Below are 18,304 nucleotides of genomic sequence, written 5' to 3' on the forward strand. Positions count from 1 at the left end.
AGCGGACGACTACGAGGCACTGCTGCCCTGGAACATCGCGCTTCCAGCCGCCTAGACACCCCAAACACCTTGTCATGCCGAACGCAAGGGCGCGGTTGAATGACGGCTTACAATACTTTCGACAGCAAGGGCTGTGCATCAACTGGATCTCAGACCGATCGCGGTCGGCTGTCTCGAAGGAGTACACCAAGATCTGCATTGAGCTTGGGAGAATGCAGGCACTTGCCGATCCCTGCAACCGCAAGGAGATAGAGCGCATCTTCAGAGCCTTGCTGGCATCCTGGAAGCCGTTCGAGCCCCCTCGGCCAGGGCAGCCGATGGCGACGTTTGATCCGCTGGTACCTACCAAGACTTAGGCCAGCTCCCCGCATGTGCACGGAAAGGGAGCGGCGATGTTGCAGCCAGCGTTCGGTACTCCCGACTGGATGGACTATGTCTTCTCCAGTCCGCCCGCTCGCGACCCATCAGGGCGAGGTCGGAAGACGCATCGCTTCGCGCCCCAGTTTGACGGGAAGCCAACTTGGGCTGAAGGGTACGAGCCGGTCGCGATGTATTTGCTTGAGTACTTAAGGATAGTTGGAGTCGTTCAACGCTGGAAGGCCCAGCCATTTCCTTGGTTCCCGATGGGTGAGGGGACGGACGCTAAGGTGCCGGACATGTTTGCCGAACTGGCAGTCGACAGACTGGGCGTCGTTATCCAGGTGAAGGCGCACAAGTACCTAAATCCAGCTGTGCAGGCCGAGTTCGAAGCGGAACGCACCGTCGTCGAAAAGGCTGGCATGCGTCACTTGGTTTGGACCGATCGAGACCCGCTCAACGGTGGCATGCGAAACGTCATGTTCCGAATACGGGGTGCTCGCAATACGCCGCATGACCCGAAAGATGTGGCTGCGCTCGTCGACCACGTTCGCTCAAAGGGACGATTAACACTCGGAGAGATCGCAGTCGCGGGTCTTGAGCCGGCGCTTGTACCCATTGCAGTCCGCCGGGGCGAGCTGTTCGTAAGTCTCAAGGAGAAGCTCTGTGTCCAATCAGTCGTCTCAGCATCGCCCCTCGTTGATGGAAGAAGCATTCTCTTGGGAAGTGGGCATGACGTTCAGAGTTGGTGGAACCATCTGCCGCGTCGAGCACCTCCTGCAGGAAACCAAGGAGGTTGTCCTTAAGAGCCTGAACAATGCAGAGGAGCGCGTCGCGACCTTCGACGAACTCGGCAATCTAAAGGCCGGTATTGACTATTTTCTCATTGACGCACCCCGCGATGGAGAAGAGCTCGCCGCCCTTCTTGCTGCGAATGATGCAGAGCGAATTTTTCTGAGGAAGCTGCCGTTGGATGACTGCAGTCCGGCGGAGATTCGTCAAGTATTCATCAAGATGCGATGGCTCCTTGTGCTCCATCGCGCGGGGTACCACCAGTTCAGAGCCTGCGATCTGTGGGAACCCGACATTCTCGCTTTAGCGAAGAAGAACGACCTGGAGGTGATCTCAGCAGAAACATTGGCGAAGTGGGAGGCTGAACTCCGCGCTGTCGATAGTGGAGTTGGCCTCATACCGCGTTACAAGTTTCGCGGTGGCAAGGGTCAGACGCGCTGCGACCCAACGGCCGTGGAAATCGTCGTTGGAACAATTGAGGAAGCAAGGCGCAGCCTGCTCCTTACCTTGCCTGGCAAAATTCCTTTGAAGATTGATGCAGTGACCGCGGAAGCCAAAAATCGCATCAATACAAAGAACAAGGATCCCAAACGAAGCAGGCTCATCATCGTGCCCAGTGCCAGCACCATCAGCCGTCTCTTCCATGCGCGTGTGACGCAGTACGAGTCGGACGTAATGAAGCACGGCCGCACTTATGCCGACAGAAAGCACAAGCCGACGGGGAGGCGTCCAACTATAGATTTTCCCGGGGGCACCAGTGAGTTTGATGACCTGGATACGAAGGTCTTTTGCATAAGCGAAAAGACTGGACTTCCTTGGGGACGATGCTGGATCACGCATGGTGTTGACCAGTCTTCGGACTATCCCGTAGGCCGGTCATTTGGGCCAAAGAACAGATCCGGCACGTCCGCCGTCGAGGCTCTCGTGCACTCGATCGAGCCGAAGGAAGTTCCGCCTTACATCCTTGGACCTGATGGGAGGCCACTGCGCTGGTTGGCCCAAGGGTATCCAGTACAGGCTCTCTTTGACAATGCTCTCTATAACAATCTAAGGATTGTCTCGCTCGGTGCGGACGTGGCGGATCCCGCGTGGGCTCGCAGTCGCGAGCCTACGGACAAACGGGCGATCGAATACCACAACGGCCGCGTAGTCGACTTCTTGAGCACTCTGGAGGGATGGCGAGGACCTAAGGATGATCCGGAAGCGATCAAGCATGGGCTCGCAACGGCGTTGATGACCGCGGAGCAAGTGAGCCGAGCCCTAATGCAGTGGGAACTGAGCTGCTACGTGAAGCAGCCCATGAAAGACGGGCGGACCCCTGAAGAGAAGTATGCGGAGGTGGGACAGCTGCAGATGCGCCCCCGCATGCCTCCAGACGTTCGTCGTCTTCGTCTATTGAGGATGTTGCGATGTTCCGGGCCTTTGACGTGGACGCGCAACGGCATCCGAACGATGGGTCTGACCTACAACGATCCGGACCTATACCGAATGTGGATCAATAGGGCTGGCGGCAGCATGAAGGTTTATGCACGGATAGACCCCTGGAATCTGAGCTTCATCTACATCGACGTCCCTGGCACTGAGCTTGTCCTCGAAATCCCTTGCCTGGAAGAGGACTATGTCGCCGGATTGACGCTGTATCAGCACCAGCTTGTTCGCAAGCTCTGCGCTCAGCTTAAGCGCACGCACCCGGGGCTTGCGGACCTCTATGAGGCTCGGCATCAACTTCGAGAGATGATGGCCAAATGGGAGTTTTCAGGAAAAGTGTCCGAGAGGAAAAAGGCGGCAAAGACCGGTCCCGTTTCGGAATCTAAGTCTGCCGGGAAGTCGACCAACAACTCCGAAGCCGTCCACGATGCAGAGAAGGGCTGCGACGAGTTGGACGCTGTCGAAATGGATCAGAGCGACATCGGCTGGTCGATGCCTGAATATGCCTGAGAGGACATCTTGGCGCGGCGTTTCGTTGTCCGAACGCCAGCAACACATACGGTCGCTTGTGCTCGCCCATCCGCTGCTGGCGCGCATTCTGGACGCAATCAGGCAGCGGGTGAGTGATCGTCGATTGGCAGATCGGGGGCTAGGGATTCTGATAATCGCGCCGCCGGACGCGGGCAAGAGCACCTTGCTCAAGCGCCTTGAGACGATCTATCCACGATCCTCGACCGATGAACGCGACATCATTCCGTATGTGTGGTTTTCGGTTCCTGGTCCTTGCACGAAGCTGCGATTTGCCAATGCCATCTTGAGGGCCTTGGGCGACCCGCTATGGGACGGCAAAGATGCAAACAAGCAAGCGGATCGAGCAGAACATCTGCTGTCCAAAGTACAGACGGTTGTCATCGGCGTCGACAACGCCCAGGACATTCCGGAGCAACGCAAGTTCCGAGGTGTCAAACAGGTCGGCAGTTACATGCGTGACCTCGTTGAACGCTGCAAAGTCGTACTGCTAATGGTAGGTACCGACGACTCTCGAGTTGTCGTCCAGTCGAACCAACAACTGCGGCGTCGAGTTCCGGGCTTTCTACCGTTAGGTCCGTATGACATCCTGTCCAAAGATGGACTATCCAAATTCTTGCGGATGGCCCACATGTTTGACGAGAATCTACCGCTCGCCGATCCCTCTGGATTGGCAAAGGGGCAAATGGGTAAGGCGCTAGCGTTCGCCTCAAACGGCACGATTGGTTGTTTGGCAGATCTGCTCGTCGGCGCCGTCGGCTTCTGCGTCAACGATGGCAGGGAAGCGCTGACGCTTCATGACCTCTCAAGAGCGTTCCGCGCGCACTTTCTGGGATACGCAGATACGGTGGATCCGTTCTCTCCCGGCTTCAAGGATTGGCGTCGCCTCGATCGCCCGGGCGAGCCATTCTTCACCATGTCCGAGGAGCACTTCGCAGCCAATCAAGCGCACCCTTTGAGGAAGGCCGCATAGGGTATTGACGAGCTAGCCGTGCAGTCATTTCGGTTCCTGCTGCGTCCTCAACCTGCAATAGGAGAGTCGCTTTCGTCTTGGAGGCAGCGAGGTGCACTGGAGAACGGATTCCAGCTCTATCCTGTTCCCGGTGGCGCATTGCGGCGAGTGGACCCCGACGCCGGATTGAACGATGCTGAGATCGCTTGGCTATCGTCAGCCTCTCTCCAGCCTACCGCAGTCATTTCTGAACTATCGCTGCAGCGCTTCGTAGGCCGAGTCTTTGAATCTGCATACGGCCGTCACCACCCGAGGTGGCTTCTTCAATCTCGGTATAGCGGATCCTGGTGCTGCGGGGGTCCCGTATTTTGTCCGGCGTGTCTCAAGGAGGGAAGGGAGCCATTCTTTCGCCTCGCGTGGCGCTTGGGTTTTGTGACCGAATGCGCCCGGCACGACTGTGAGATGCGTGACGCGTGCCCAGTGTGCGGTGCTGCGGTGTGGCCGCAGTGTTTGTCAGACCCCGAGCCGTTCCGTAGGTGGAAAATCCCTTTGGGTGAATGTCCAATCTGCAGAACGGATCTAGCAAGCGCGACTCGCGTTTCGGCGCATGGCAACGTCAGTCGAAAGCTACTTGATATCGCTGCTGCAGGCCACGCTGTGATTGGAAAGGACATGTGCATTGCGGCGACCGACTACTTCGCTGCACTCGATGCGCTTTGCCACCTGTTTATTCGAAACAGGTCTTGTGTCCGGATCTTGGCGAGTGGCTCAAGATGGGCCGCATATGCAGATCAGGTGAAGGGCAGAGTGCATGGGAATCAGGTTGGAGGACTGCAGTTGACTGACCGTCGTTTGTTGATTGGCGCGACGTATCCAATTTTGGAGAACTGGCCACATGAATTTGTCAGCTTTGCAAATGAGGCCGGCATTGGCCAAGAGCAATTTTCAGGGGCGAACGAGTTACATCCCTCATGGATGCAGGCGGTTATTGACGAACAACTGCGGCGACAAAAAAGGGGAGTCGGCGCGTGCGATGTGAAAGGCGCAATCGAGGCGTTGTCCTCGCGTGGACGCGCGGTGACCCAAGCCAATGTGCGGTCGGAACTGGGAGGAAGCCACGCGACAATCATCAACCGTATGCTGGGGAGACGGCGGCTGGCAACACAACACGAACATGCTCACTTGCTGGATAAATTGGAGCGGGCGGCAGGAGGCTTGCAAAAACTACCCAAGAGATCGGGGCGTACGGTTGCGCGCAATACTCTGATCGTTCTCGCGGCGATACATAGAAACCGATCAATTGTCGATGTGTGCGGAGACGAGGGGCGTGCGGTGATTGAGTGGGTGCGGGAGGTGCTGAACGACAGGGGCATTTTGGGCCGACGGAGAGTTCGAGACCTTTTTCAAACCAGTTGGGCTTCGTATCGCGCGTTGAGCAGTACTAGATGCGGTGATGACCGCGTGGACGCCTTGGTGACGTTGGAAGTCAACCGTGCAAGAACCAGCTCTGCTCGTTCGGCCCAACATCACCTGAGTCGCGCCATGGATGGACTAGATCGGCGTTTGGCGAGAAGCCCGGCATCGTTTCATTTTCACAAACTGGACGGCGATTGCAATGAGGAGCATGCCGAATGCCGGACGCCCTGACTTTTGCCATTCGTCGTGCCGGAAGGGAAGACGAAGCTTGGCCTGGCTATCTTCTGAGGAATGCAGGCGAGAACTATGTATCGGGGCTCGCTGGATTCGGAAAGCCATACCACCTAAGTCCCGACCAATTGTTGAATCTTGGGCCGGAGGTCGTGCTCCCGTTGCTGAGTGGCAAAGCTTGCGCACTGCCTTCGTCATCAAGACCTTCCCATTCACGGGCTGCATTGAATCCCGCTGGACGCATGCACCGGTGCCGCATATGTCCGCAGTGTTGGCGTGAAGACAACGATCCGTACGCCCGCGCGGTCTGGGATCAACCATTGAGTCTCTATTGTGTAAGGCACAAACGGCTCTTGCTAGACGCCTGCCAAGCGTGCGGTAGGGAGCTTGACGTCCGACGGAGAGTGCTCCTAAGTTGCGATTGTGGAGCGTCATTTCTAAACCAAACAACGAGCGCTGCACAGCCGTGGGTAGTCGGAATGATTCAAAAGCTCATTGATCCGGCAGATTGTCAGCGCGAGGCGCAGTTTGCTGCAGCGAGTGCTAGCGAGAGAAGTGCAGCAAGGTTCTTGCGGCGCCTGGCTCAGCACTCGCGAGGCGAGGTAGATCTCTTTGACGGGGCCCCGCGCATCTTTACGAGCGTTGTTCCCACGAGCGACCTGCCTGCCTTGGCCACGTGGTTCAAAAACTGGCCACACGGCTTCATTTCATCGCTGAGGTGCGCGCAAGAATCTCTGAATAGACTGGCGATGTGGAGTGACCTAAATAGAAAATATCATGTTGACCGGTTCCCGGGGTTCGTGTGTATTGAGGAGGCGATGAAGGAGGCGCTCTTTGAGCAACGCCGTACTGAGAGAGACACCTATGGAATTCGTGAGCTTCAGAGGATCACCAAGCATTCACATAGAACCATAGAACGCTGGACCGACGCGGGTCTTTTTCCTCCAGAGTCGCAAGTCATTGATCCCGTAACGGGCGCCAATAGGCTCGCAGTTTCTCGAGCGCTGTTCCTGCATATTCAGCGCGCGTATAGGGCAGTTGCAAATGTCCCGGAATCAGCCGAGGTTCTCGGCTGCAGCGAGCGCGCCGTCAGAGGCTTAATAGCGTGCGGCGCGTTGTCCGCCGTCCAGCCGCCGATAGTGAAGAGGAGCTTTCTCGTCAAGAGACGTACTCTGCCACGCCTGAAGCAGCGACTGTTCAAGATGGTGCGCGTGTGCACTCGCCGCTTTGCGGGGGGTGAGCGCTTGAGCTTTTCCGAATGCGTAAGCTTCAACCATAGCCCTAGCGGGCCGCGATGGAAGAGGGCGCTGGACTTCATCGACCGTGGACTGCTTCGGCTCTACTCAGATTCTGCCGTCCTCGGGCGCCTGGATGACATCTTCGTATTGCGAAGCGATCTCCGAAGATGTGGGCTTCTTCGCCCTTAGTTCTCGTCCCCCAATTTCCGCCGAACAGCGAAGATGAGTTCTTCCCCTCGCAGTTGGCGGGCAGTGTCCCTTGCCGGTCTGAGCATGATGCCCGATGCGTGCGCAGGTGTCTCATCTTTCGAACATTGACTTTCAAACGCGTATCCGTAGAGTGAGCCCTTCGCTCGGCCTATTGCTCAGCCTTCCCCTTGGGAAAAATCGGGCACGCATCGGGAGCGCGCACGCAGAGGCGACTGCGTAACGCTTCTAGTGACGGTCTCCGTCAATGGAGTGGATGCGTGTTCTTTCACATAAATATCATGCCCCCCGAAACGGGGGCGACAGAAGCCTGCCTTCTCCTGCGGGCAGCGCCCTCTCTCAAGCCGCATTGCTACGGTTTGACCGACCACCCGCATTGCAAGAGCTTGAGCTTCACTCGTTGGTCAGCCAGTGAGGTTCATAAGATATTGCCGGCCGAAGGCGACGAGGCCTAACGTGTCAGCGATCACTCGACTGCCACCTAGTCCAGAGCCAAAGTTGCTGACTGCGAGAGCGCCTTCCAAGACGCTCCGCGAGCACTTGGACGGCTTTCTTGCAGCAAACAACGTGCACGGTTTCGTCGCGGACGAACTTGTTGGCCAGAAGCACGATCCGGATTCGATTGCAGGCCGGCTGTTGCTGGCCACGAGCCCGAATGAGCTGTCTATCGTGCAGCTTAAGCAACAAGCCAAACACTTAAAGAGGCTATTTGGAGGCAGCGTCAAGCACTGCCACGTGCTTGAGCTGCTAGCACAAATGGCCGGCTATCGATCGTGGAATCAGGTGTCGCGCGCCGCACGGGTAAAGGGCGTTGCTCCGAACCTAAGTAACGCGCTCAAGCAGGAGCACTTGCTCTTCGACGCCGAGGCTCGTTCCCCGCGCAGCGCTGCTGACAAAGTGAGAGGCCGATTCTTGATGAAGTCGGCCGGCTCGGATGCTCGCTAGTCTGAGTGGCAGGATTGCCTTGGCGCCAAGATGAACCGGATCTACTTCGATACGGAATTCACCGGCCTATCTGCCGACGCCCGCCTGATCTCGATAGGCCTAGTGGACGCTTCCGGAGCCTGCGTGTTCCATGCGGAGCTGACATACACCTATCGGATATCTGACTGTAGTCCGTTCTGCATCCGAGAGGTCTTGCCACATCTGGAGGGAGAGCCCGCACGCATGACACTAGACGAATTGCGATGGTGTCTCGCTGAGTGGCTGCGTGAACGCGGCGAAGCCGATTTGGTGACTGGAGCGGCGCGACCAAAGACCTGACCTTCATTCCCGGCATCCAGGCGGCGCAGCAGGCGCTTCTAGTCGACGACTTATGTTCACCCGGGGCAAGAAGGGCAATGGGTAAACGTCGCGCAGTTCGAATCCCCATATACGGAATTTGACCAAGGCTTGGCTAGCGCTCTGGCGGTTCTGCAGCAGCGTCTCGCGTGACCCCAGCTCTCAATCTAACGTTCGCAAGTCACTCCTCCAATTCCTTCTGAGCACTCATTCGGCTCAAATCTTCCCACTAAAGCAGATTGCGCCGCCCGGATCGTGAGAGCGGAGTCGCAGTTCGAATCGCTAACCTGCGTGAATCGGCGAAACGACGGCGAACCGGCCCTGAAGCCGTTGTTCGGTGGGCTCCGGTGGGCCAACAACTTTGAAAAAGCGGGCCGCACAACTGTGAAAGAGGCGCGCGCAACCTTTTGATTTTCCTGGGTAACCAAGCGCGACAACCTTGGAGGAACTCACCGGCCGTGGCGGCGAACCGCCGCCGACCATCGCCACGGCACTGGCCGTGTGATGTGGGCTCGAAGTCGGCCGGCGCATCCAGCGTTCAACCGCGAAGCGGCCGCCGAGGCTGGCGACGGCCGCGCTTTCGAGCGCTTCCTGCACGCTCATCGCTGGCAGCAGTCCGGCGAAACGCTGCGCCAGCATCGACTTGCCCGAGCCGGGCGGCCCGACCATCAAAAGGCTGTGGCCGCCAGCCGCCGCGATCTCCAGGGCGCGCTTCGCGCCGGCATGGCCCTTCACGTCGGCGAGGTCGGCATGGCGCAGGGCCGGCCCCTGTGGCGCGGCCATCACCCTGGCCCAGCCGTCATCGCCGGGTTCGGTTGGCAATGGGCTTTCGCTTGGAGGAAGAAACTGCCGCACGACATCGAGCAGGTGCCGCGCGCCGTAGACCTCGGCGCCAGGCACCAGTGAAGCCTCCTGCGCGCTGTCGGCCGGGAGCACGAGCCGCGTCGCGATCCCGCTGATATGTAACGCGAGCGCCATGGCAAGCGCACCACGCACGGGCCTCAGCTGCCCCGAGAGCGAGAGCTCGCCGGCGAACTCGTGGCCCGCCAGCCGGGCCGCCTCGATCTGCCCGCTGGCCGCGAGGATGCCCAGCGCGATCGGCAAGTCGAAGCGCCCGGAGTCCTTGGGCAGGTCCGCCGGCGCGAGGTTGACCGTAGTCGACAATGTAGTATTGAACGATGCCTAGTGTACAACGTCAGAGGCGAAGGCCCCCGAAATCTACCCATGTCAAACAGGGTAGAGTGCCAGCGAAAGTGCTGGTTATCCATACAGTTCATACCCAGTACAAGCGCGAATACCGGTACCGAGTGGAAGTAGCCACTCCCGCGGGGCCGCATCGGGCAAAGCCGGGGTGGCTCGATGCGCTAGTAGCCCACATCGCCGCTTCGTCAGAAATCATCCCAGTGCCGGATCGCGACGGCCGGCTCTTGAGCCAGGCCCACGCCCTCCTGATGGACAGAGGCAGGCCGTGGCTGCAGGCGCTCCGGCCTGCAAGCGATCTCAGCCCCGCAGACCTCAACCGGGCCTTCACTGAACTCGAAAGCCGTCTGTTGGGTTCGGGAATTAGTGACTACACGCAGTACTCCATCAGCGAGGTCTTTCGGCGCCTCTGCTTTCGAAACCTTGGTGCAGTAGGCGCACCTGCACGATTGACGAGGTCGGCGGTCAAGTTCCGGAGCAGGCATAAGCCAGCAACCAATCCGCGAAGGCTCATCAGCGACGCGGTGCTGGAGGACCAGCCGCCAGTCGGCGCCACTCCGTTCGAAACCTATCCCGAGCTGAGGGCGAAGGTACTTGCGCGCACCACGCTGGATATAGACAGAATCCGCGCTGCCGCGAAGACAGAGCTCGAAGGCGGAAGAAGGGCACGCGAACTACTTGAGCGCTTAGCCGCTGATGTGACTAGCGTTGAACTTGTCGAGAACGTTCATCACGCCACAATGGGCGCCCACTACCGGCCAGAGCACTACGAGCATGGCTTTCTCGAAGACACAGCCCTATACGTTGGCGCGCTAGTTCTCGTGCATGACGCCGGCGAATGGTCTCACAAGGACCACGCCCCCCATTGGGGAGTGTTGCACGGCCGTGAAGTCGACAAGTATGTGCTCCAACGCGCAGCGTGGAACTGCCCGGTGAATCGTGTAGTGAGCCTTCGCGCTTACGCCGCTGCTGCAGAGATCTTCGCCGCAGTCATTCTGATTCAGTGTGCGACTGGCTGGAACATCTCGTCGGTGCTCGCACTCAGGCGAGAGGACGTTAGGGAGACAGCCGACGGCTACGAACTGCAGTCGTTCAAAAGCAAGACGGACGACGACACCCCGCCAGTGATGCTGGTCGGCGCGTCAGACGAACTTGGCGCGGAGGTGCAGTCGTTCGAGCTGTCGAACGAAGATGCAGAAGTGATCTCCGCGGTTCGCCTCCTTCTCTGGAACTACGAGCAGCTAGGAAAAGCCGGCTACCGCGACAAACATGACACCAGACTGATTCGAGTTGGGAGATCGAAAACTGACAAGAGCTCCCTGACAGTTCACTATCACCTCGGGGACTTCATCCGACGATACGATCTCCCGCCCTTTAGCTGTGAGCAGATACGCACGCAAGTTCTCTTCATTGAGAGCCTGGGAAGCAAGGACGCAAGCGCTCCCAAACGAATTGCCGGACACGCGAACCTGACGCCGTTAGGACGGTACCTCCGTCAGCAAATCGCGAAAAGATTGAGCAGTTCAGCAAACCTCTCGATGCAGCGAGCTCTGGAAGAAGAGGTACGCAGCTTGATGGAAAGGGGTGTGACGAAAGACGAATTGAAGCTTCTAAAGCCAATCGGCGACGGAACAAGTTGCACGAATCCAATGCGCCCGCCATGGGTCCCCGAAGGCACAGCGGTCGGTGAGATGTGTCCCGGAGAGCGCTGTCATCTCGACGGCGGTTGCAGCAATCGTCGGCTTCGCGTATCCGTGGAGGATGTTCGTGAAGCGCTTCTAACGCGACGTGTGTATGAAGAGAACTGGCAGGACATGCTTAGCCGAAACCAGTATGCGTTTCTGAAGTTCCATGTCCCGGCGATCCTCTTCAATAGCGCGCTCGCTCGGATGCTGGAGCAGGGCCCCTATTCGCACTTCGCGTCGAAACTGCGGGTCGACTCCGAAAGTTGAGCAGAGCCTAGTCAAGAGTTGCCGAGATAGAAATGGACAAATTCTCTGCCCTCAGGAGTCTCATAAGGTCTCCCGATCTCATCTTGGAATCATCAGGCGACCTACGCGTCCGGCGCAACGATCGACTTCCCAGCGAAGAGCCGTATCACAGCATCGCTCTCGGTTCGCGCTTGCTTCCTACGGTGAGGCTTTCACTTGGGGCGCGGGTCTTCGGCGATGAACTGACCGCGATGCACGCGATCGTTCTGTCAGCGGATCGACTACTTCTTGCATCGAGCGCAAAGAGCAAAGCGCAGCACAGCACAATTGCTTTGCAGGTGGCCACTCTTTGCAAACTCTGGGAGTACCTCTGGATCAACGGCATCTTTAGCCTGAAAGACGCCACGCCGGAACATCTGAGCCAACTCGCGCGTCTGCTTGCGACAGGTGGCTGGGCGCTGGCTCTGCGACTGCGTGCTAGGTCGAAACGCCTTCTTGATGGTTCCCCCGTTCCCGACGTCTTCTACAGAACGGACAACGGGAAGGCGCTGTCTGTGACGGAGGCAGCGAGGATGGCATTGCGGACAAGCGCAAGCGGACCGGAGCTTCGGGCCCTTCGTCAGCTCATGGCCCGAAAGGTCGGCATAACCCTGGCGCCGACTCCGCGAGACCAAACCGGTGAGAGCATGTTGCGTCAATGGTTCCGAACGATCAACGAGCTCGCGAACATCGATCCTGCCTGGGCTCTCCCTACTGCGCCGTATCCGAACTATATGCGGCTCGCGCGAGAATTAGGACAATCCAGCGGGCGCTCGCTGAATCTCGACTTCAGCGATGCGGCCGACTTACTGGTCGAGAGCTTCGCATGGATCAATGAGCGGGCCGACAAGTTCCTGCAACTTGCCCGTCAAATCGCGGAGTTCCAGAAGACGCTCAAAGGGTTGTCGAAGAACACGCGCAACGCAAGATTCGCGGAGTTTCTTCAGACGGGGCCGCTCCAGGTCGTCGCACAATGGGGAGCTTTCCCGTCGAGAGTGGAGGGCACGGACCTTATCAATCGCTGCCTCCTCAGCATCTATTCGGCGTGCTTCACCGTAATCGCCATGATGAACGCGCGCCGCCGGGACGAAGTGGCTCATAGAAAGATCGGGATTCACAGCTCCAGCATGCGAGTGGTCTCGAAGTCCCTTGGCGTCTACGAGTGCGTGTTCTACATCGAGAAGAACCAGGAGCGCGTGCCCTTCTACGTGAATACGGCAACCTATCGCGCGTGGAAGGTCTTGAATGACTTTCAGGCCCTCTTTCGAGCATTGCAGCCGAAGTGGCATCAAGGCGATGGAATCTTTTGTTGGTTGGCAGTTGGCCAAGCTGGATTCGGCAGCGAGCGGCACTGGTTCACATTTAGCACCCACATCCCCTATATCGAAGACTTTCTGCGGCGCGCATTGTCGAGGCCGCTTGAAGAAGTCGACATTCACGCGCACGCGTTTCGGCGTTGCTACGCTCTGATCTTCTTTTATCGCTACGAACATGGCAGCCTGGTTGCTCTCGGCTTCCAGCTACAGGACTGGGATTTGGAGACCGTGCGACGGTATGTGACGGATGCAATGGTTGAATCGCGGGGCCTCCGACTGCCTGTGGAGCTCACCGAGGAAAAGAAGATCGCACGTGACGTCTTTTTTGCTGATCTTGATGCCGAGATGAAGGAGGTTGGGAAGGAAAAGATGATTGCCTCCATCGACCGAGTGCTCAGCGGCGGCGCCTGGAGCGGCAAGTTTGGCCGGCTTGTCCTGAGACTTCAGGCGAAGTTGGCTTCTCGCGCCGACTACTCAGGTCTCCGCAGGGAGGTGCGCGCGGCGCGGATTGCTGACTCTCTTGAGAGCAAAGGGTATTTTCCTGAGCCGTTTATGCACGGGGACTGCATGGCTGGAGTACCTGCCGGCCGACCTGCGGCTCGATGCGCGAACCGAAGTACCGGTGCGCTTGAGAAGGAGAGGGCCTCACCTGTCCTTTGTTCCGGTTGCCCCTTCAGTGCCACTAACCCCGGGCACGTGAAGGGCATGCAGATGCAAAGTGCACATCTGAAGGGCAAGATCCTTGGGATGGCTCAAGGAAGCGTGCACCGAGTTCGTGAAGAAAGGCGTGTCGCTGAGCTGGATATGGTGATCGCCATTCACACGAAGCAGCTTTCGCAAGGGGAGCACACGGCATGAGCAAGACGACATCAAGATCGGCCGCTCAGGCGCCCTTGAGGGCGAGGAGGGCGCGGCCTGCGGTCGCGGGGGTAAACCAGCAAGCCGGCCAGGAAAATCTACAGGCAAAAGTCGATGCCATCCATGCCGTGCTGGCTTTGAAGTCGCCGTCCATCGATGCGCTATCAAGACTTCCGCCGTCTCCAAGACAGTTCCACTTGTGGATTCAGTCGCAGTTCAGTTTGAGCAGCAGTCTTCCGGCCGTCTCACTCCGAATGAACTCCCCCGACACTCTGAAGAACGCCGGTGTTGAGCTGCAGGCGGCAGTGCAGAATGCCCTAGACGCTGTGGCGCGTGCCAACGGAGGCAGACGACTTGCTGGTGGTAAGGACCGAATTTCGAACCTGAGGGCGCGGCTGGCAAGATCGGAGAAGCTGCGCAAAATCCTCGAAGGTGAGTTCTCTGATTGGAAGGCGAACGCGGAATCGCTTCACGGAGAATTGCGGAAGATCAAGGCAGCAGCGGCAAGCGAAGCCAATAAGGCGAACGAGGAGTTGGCGAGGCGCGAATTGCTGCTGCAGGAGGAGCGCGCGCGCGTGGCTGAGCTAACGAAGGCACTTCGGAAGTTCACTCCGTTAAGGCGGCGAGTATGAGAAATGTTCGCGACGAGATCCTTCACGTCTCCGTTCAAGAAGACAGAAAGCCTATCGCTCTGGTTGTCTACGACCTGAAGAAGGGCTGCGTCAACGATGAATTGACGTCATTCGCGCTTCATCGGACACGGGTTGACATGCTGGATGCGAAGACGGCAGTAAATGCGACCTATCAAGTCGCTCGCTTTGTTCGATATCTCGCTGAGCAGGAGGACATCTCGGACAGAGACCTTTGCGATCGCACGCTCCTTCGCTACCGAGAAAAGCTGATGAAGGAGGCACCGGGCAGAGCCAAAGGTACGAGGACCAGAACCTATCGCAACACAGTAAACGCAGCTCTAAGTGCGGTCTACGACTGGATTCGCTGGCTCCAGGACACCGGGCGGGCGCCTTCAATGACTATTGGCCCCGCTCCTAGTCGCGTCATCTCCAACCTCGTCACTCAAACCAGAGGTGGGCGTGCACTTTGGAGCAAGCCGCTTTTGCTGGATAGAGCCGGCAAGAATTCCAAGCACAAGCCGATCGGCTTCGTGCCGGACGAGCAAACGCGGGAGGACGTTCTCGAGCACCTTCATTCCAAAGCGTCAACTGACTACCTGGCCGAGCGCAATGCGTTGATGCAACGAGTCTTCGAAAGGACGGGAATGCGGCGGGGCTCTGGGAACAGCTTGCTGACAGGCCCATTTGCACGCGAACGCTTGGATAAGTCTGAGTACGAGGCAATAGACGTTCAACCCCCAAAGCAGAAGTTCGGCTACGACAACGATGTCAGAGTTCCCTTGGATCTCGCCTACGACATATGCAATTTCATTGAGACGACACGCCGGCAAGCATCAAAGGGGCCATTTCCGCCAGCCCCTTCGGAGCGCGTCTTCTTGAGCGAGGAAGGCGAGCCCCTTGAGGATCGCTCGGTTACCGCCATCTTCGCGCGCGCCATGCGAGCCGCAGGTGCACCGCGGGGTGCTGCTGTTCATGCCTGGCGCCACGCCTTTGTTCAAGCGGAAGTAGAGCGAGAGCTGGAGTACAGGCTCGCGATGGGCCTGGACGCGAACGACGATGCCATTTGCGCAGCTGTGAGTGTGCGCGTGGGCCACACAAACCCCGAGTCTCTGAAGCCTTACCTGGCCTCAGCTCATTCGAAGAGAAGGAGTCGGAGGAAGTCGGCTCGATCAAGTGGAGCCTAGCGAAGGCGGGGGCAGATCAACCAGGTGCACTTTGCGGACAGCCTCCCTGGAACGACCACGTAGGTCTTGTGGCCAAATCGGTGTCCCTCATGATCCAGTTCAACTCAGCCGGCTGGAGGATTCCCGCGAGCTCCATCGGACGCCACTACTGCTCTGAGTGCCGCCCGTGTGTTCCGATGCGAATTGACGGATTGCATGGCGTGGTATTTGGTTAGCGAGGCAGGCTGCCGGCCGCATGGCCACCCGTGATCGGCGAACCGTAAGCGCACGGGCAACACACCTTGCACGCAACACGTGAGCCGCACGCAATACAAGTCGGAGCCCTTGTACTTTGGTCGCGACGGTGCCAACCGCCAATGCGCCCGACAGCTTCTACGGGGTGCTCTACCTCGGTCAGGAGTCTAACTACCACGACGGCTCGGAGGCGCCAAGTAACTTGTTTGACATTGCCGTAAAAGTAGCCGCGTCGAAGCAAGTTCGAAGTCTTCGCCGCGTCGACTGATCGCAACCAGCCAGCCTGGAGTAGACGTAGGCTCGGATCCATGAACTTCGTCTGCAATCTAACTCTGACCTGGCAGTCGACCCAGCAGTTCGGAACGCCGGCTCTGTGCCAATTCTGTTGAAAAACTCGGTTTCGGCGTTGCGACTCACTCGATTGCTGCGTAGGAGGCGTTAAAGGTGCACTCGACGTACCGCGCAGCCAACCTCAGCGCGAAACTCGCCTTGGCGCCTCTACGCGGCTCTGATGAGCATCGACGCAAGGCGCGGGCACCGCGCCTGACTTCTGGGTGTCGGCAAGTCTTGTCGCTCAATCGAGTTTTTCAACAGAATTTGCCCAATGCCGACATCTGCGTGAGCTTGTCGATTTGGAGCAAACGGCCCCACAAGCAGAAGTACGCGAAGGTCGGCTTTCGGGCGCGCTACTTTCCGCCGACCCCAAGGCAGCGGGTGACTGCGAAGAATTTCTGAATCGGCCCAATTCGCTACTGCATTCCGTCACACGATCATTCCGCCGTTCGGGCTGATCGTCTGCCCGACCAGATAGTGCTCGTCGGACGCGAGGTAGACGGCCAGCGATGCGTACTCTTCCGGCTTGCCAAGGCGTCCGAGCGGGATCAGTTGATGCACGCCGGCCCGGGCTTCCTCGGACAGGGTCGCCAGGAAATGCTCCATCGGCGGTGTCAGCACGCCGCCAGCAGCGATGGCATTAACGAAGATGTTGGCCCCGGCGACTTCGATCGCGACGGATCGCGTGAACGCAAGCACCGCGCCCTTGGTCGCGCAGTAGGCCGGGTGGAAGGCGCTGAATCCGCCGGTGCCGGCAATCGAAGCGACGTTGATGATCTTGCCGGCCTTCTTCACCTCCATGATGCGCAACGCCTCGCGGGTGCAATAGAAAACGCCATGCACGTTGACGCCCCAATACCTGTGCCACTCCTCGTCGGTGAAATCCTTGGTCACGCCCAGCGATTCCTTGGCCACGGGAGTCGTCATCATCCGGTAGAACTTCGAGCGCATCTGCTCGTTGCGCTCGCCTGACTGCACCAGTGCGGCGTTGTTCACCAGGATGTCGAGCGTGGCAAAGGTCGCGACGATGTTCTTGAAGAGGTTGGCGACGCTCTCCACCGACGAGACATCGAACTGCACGCGCAGGCAGCGAGCGCCGGTCGCCTCGATCTCGGCCTGCGCGCCGGGCAGCGTCTCGGCGTTGATGTCAGCAATAACGATGTCAGCGCCTTCCCGGGCCATGGCAAGCGCAATGGCCTTCCCCAAGCCCTGGGCGCCGCCTGTGATCAGTGCAACTTTGCCTTTCAGCTTCATTCTCAATTCCTCGAGTTTGAGTGTGTCGGACTCAGGCCAGCCAATGCATCAATGCCAGCGCCAGCACGACCAGGAAAACCGTCTCGCCAACCATCAGCATCACCGGCTTGAGCCCGACGGCGACCAGATCCTTCAATTGCGTCTTCATGCCGATGCCCGCGATGGCCGCCACCAGGCACCAGCGCGAGAAATCGCTGCCGGTCTTGGCGACGAGCGTCGGCAGCCAGCCCGTGCTGTTGATCGCCACCAGGAGCACGAAGCCGATGACGAAGCCTGGAAGCAGTGGCGGGCGCTTGCCACCGGTATCGCCGGCTTGGCGGCGCGACAGCATGACCGCAAATACGACTACCGGCACCAGCATGGCCACGCGCATCAGCTTGACCAGGGTGGCCACGTCGCCCGTCTGCTGCGACATGCTGTAGCCGGCGCCGACCACCTGGGCCACGTCGTGGATCGTCGCGCCGAGAAATATCCCGGCGGCACGCGGATCCAGCCCGACGGCCTGCGCGATCATCGGGTAGACGATCATCGCCAGCGTCGACAACGCCGACACGCCGACCACAGTGAACAGCGTCGCACGCTCTTTCAAAGGGTGGTTCGGCAGCGCGGCTGCCAGCGCCATCGCCGCCGAGGCCCCGCAGATCGCGGTGGCCCCGCCACTGAGCAAGCCGAACACGGTCTGGAAGCCCATGAGCCGCGCCGCCAACATCGACACCCCGATCGTCAGCACCACTGCCAGAACGACGATCACCACGGGCTGCCATCCGAGCTCGGCGACCTGGCCGACGGTGATCCGCAGTCCGAGCAGCGCGACGCCGATGCGCAGCAGCGTCCGACCCGCGAATTCGATGCCCGGCTTGCAGGCACCCTCGCCGGAGAGGAAGTTCATCGCA

12 protein-coding genes and 2 pseudogenes are annotated in these 18,304 nt (G+C 58.9%); 10 read left to right on the plus strand and 4 right to left on the minus strand.

Going from position 1 to position 18,304, the window contains the following annotated elements:
- Positions 1–719: 719 nt before the first annotated feature.
- Positions 720–905 carry a hypothetical protein gene (locus QTI04_RS33860; protein WP_286619588.1) on the minus strand — a complete coding sequence of 62 codons (186 nt, stop codon included), beginning with the start codon at positions 903–905 and terminating at the stop codon, positions 720–722.
- 118 nt (positions 906–1,023) lie between these two features.
- Between QTI04_RS33860 and QTI04_RS33865 the strand changes: the two genes are divergently transcribed.
- The 6 genes and pseudogenes from QTI04_RS33865 (at position 1,024) to QTI04_RS33880 (ending at position 8,094) form a co-directional block, all read left to right on the plus strand.
- Positions 1,024–3,087: a Mu transposase C-terminal domain-containing protein gene (locus QTI04_RS33865; RefSeq protein ID WP_286619589.1), complete on the plus strand. Its 2,064-nt coding sequence runs from the start codon at positions 1,024–1,026 to the stop codon at positions 3,085–3,087.
- Positions 3,088–3,112: 25 nt separating this feature from the next.
- Positions 3,113–4,078 carry a TniB family NTP-binding protein gene (locus QTI04_RS33870; protein ID WP_286619590.1) on the plus strand — a complete coding sequence of 322 codons (966 nt, stop codon included), beginning with the start codon at positions 3,113–3,115 and terminating at the stop codon, positions 4,076–4,078.
- 18 nt (positions 4,079–4,096) lie between these two features.
- A pseudogene (locus QTI04_RS34450) lies at positions 4,097–4,507 on the plus strand (TniQ family protein); the annotation flags it as partial.
- Between the two features lie 387 nt (positions 4,508–4,894).
- A complete protein-coding gene (locus QTI04_RS33875; RefSeq protein ID WP_286619591.1) occupies positions 4,895–5,704 on the plus strand; it encodes a hypothetical protein in 810 nt (269 codons plus the stop codon).
- Positions 5,689–7,131: a TniQ family protein gene (locus QTI04_RS34455; RefSeq protein WP_369292816.1), complete on the plus strand. Its 1,443-nt coding sequence runs from the start codon at positions 5,689–5,691 to the stop codon at positions 7,129–7,131. Before QTI04_RS33875 ends, QTI04_RS34455 begins: the two co-directional genes overlap by 16 nt.
- 558 nt (positions 7,132–7,689) lie before the next feature.
- Positions 7,690–8,094, plus strand: a complete 405-nt coding sequence (locus QTI04_RS33880; RefSeq protein WP_286619592.1) for a glyoxalase superfamily protein — start codon at positions 7,690–7,692, stop codon at positions 8,092–8,094.
- 789 nt (positions 8,095–8,883) lie between these two features.
- Here QTI04_RS33880 and QTI04_RS33885 read toward each other — a convergent pair.
- Positions 8,884–9,585: pseudogene (locus QTI04_RS33885) on the minus strand (ATP-binding protein); the annotation flags it as partial.
- 86 nt (positions 9,586–9,671) lie between these two features.
- Between QTI04_RS33885 and QTI04_RS33890 the strand changes: the two are divergent.
- The 4 genes from QTI04_RS33890 (at position 9,672) to QTI04_RS33905 (ending at position 15,590) form a co-directional block, all read left to right on the plus strand.
- Positions 9,672–11,582: a hypothetical protein gene (locus QTI04_RS33890; protein WP_286619593.1), complete on the plus strand. Its 1,911-nt coding sequence runs from the start codon at positions 9,672–9,674 to the stop codon at positions 11,580–11,582.
- 83 nt (positions 11,583–11,665) lie between these two features.
- A complete protein-coding gene (locus QTI04_RS33895) occupies positions 11,666–13,774 on the plus strand; it encodes a hypothetical protein (protein WP_286619594.1) in 2,109 nt (702 codons plus the stop codon).
- Positions 13,771–14,406 carry a hypothetical protein gene (locus QTI04_RS33900; protein WP_286619595.1) on the plus strand — a complete coding sequence of 212 codons (636 nt, stop codon included), beginning with the start codon at positions 13,771–13,773 and terminating at the stop codon, positions 14,404–14,406. Before QTI04_RS33895 ends, QTI04_RS33900 begins: the two co-directional genes overlap by 4 nt.
- Positions 14,403–15,590, plus strand: a complete 1,188-nt coding sequence (locus tag QTI04_RS33905) for a hypothetical protein (protein ID WP_286619596.1) — start codon at positions 14,403–14,405, stop codon at positions 15,588–15,590. Before QTI04_RS33900 ends, QTI04_RS33905 begins: the two co-directional genes overlap by 4 nt.
- 996 nt (positions 15,591–16,586) lie before the next feature.
- On the opposite strand, the gene QTI04_RS33910 is transcribed toward QTI04_RS33905, so the two are convergent.
- The gene (locus tag QTI04_RS33910; RefSeq protein WP_286619597.1) at positions 16,587–17,411 is read right to left on the minus strand and encodes an SDR family NAD(P)-dependent oxidoreductase; all 825 of its coding nucleotides are present in this window, start codon (positions 17,409–17,411) and stop codon (positions 16,587–16,589) included.
- A 31-nt stretch (positions 17,412–17,442) separates the two neighbouring features.
- A partial coding sequence (locus tag QTI04_RS33915) for a YeiH family protein (protein ID WP_286619598.1) occupies positions 17,443–18,304 on the minus strand: 862 nt, incomplete at its 5' end.

The sequence above is a fragment of the Variovorax sp. J22R115 genome (assembly GCF_030317005.1).
Classification (GTDB): Bacteria; Pseudomonadota; Gammaproteobacteria; order Burkholderiales; family Burkholderiaceae_C; genus Variovorax.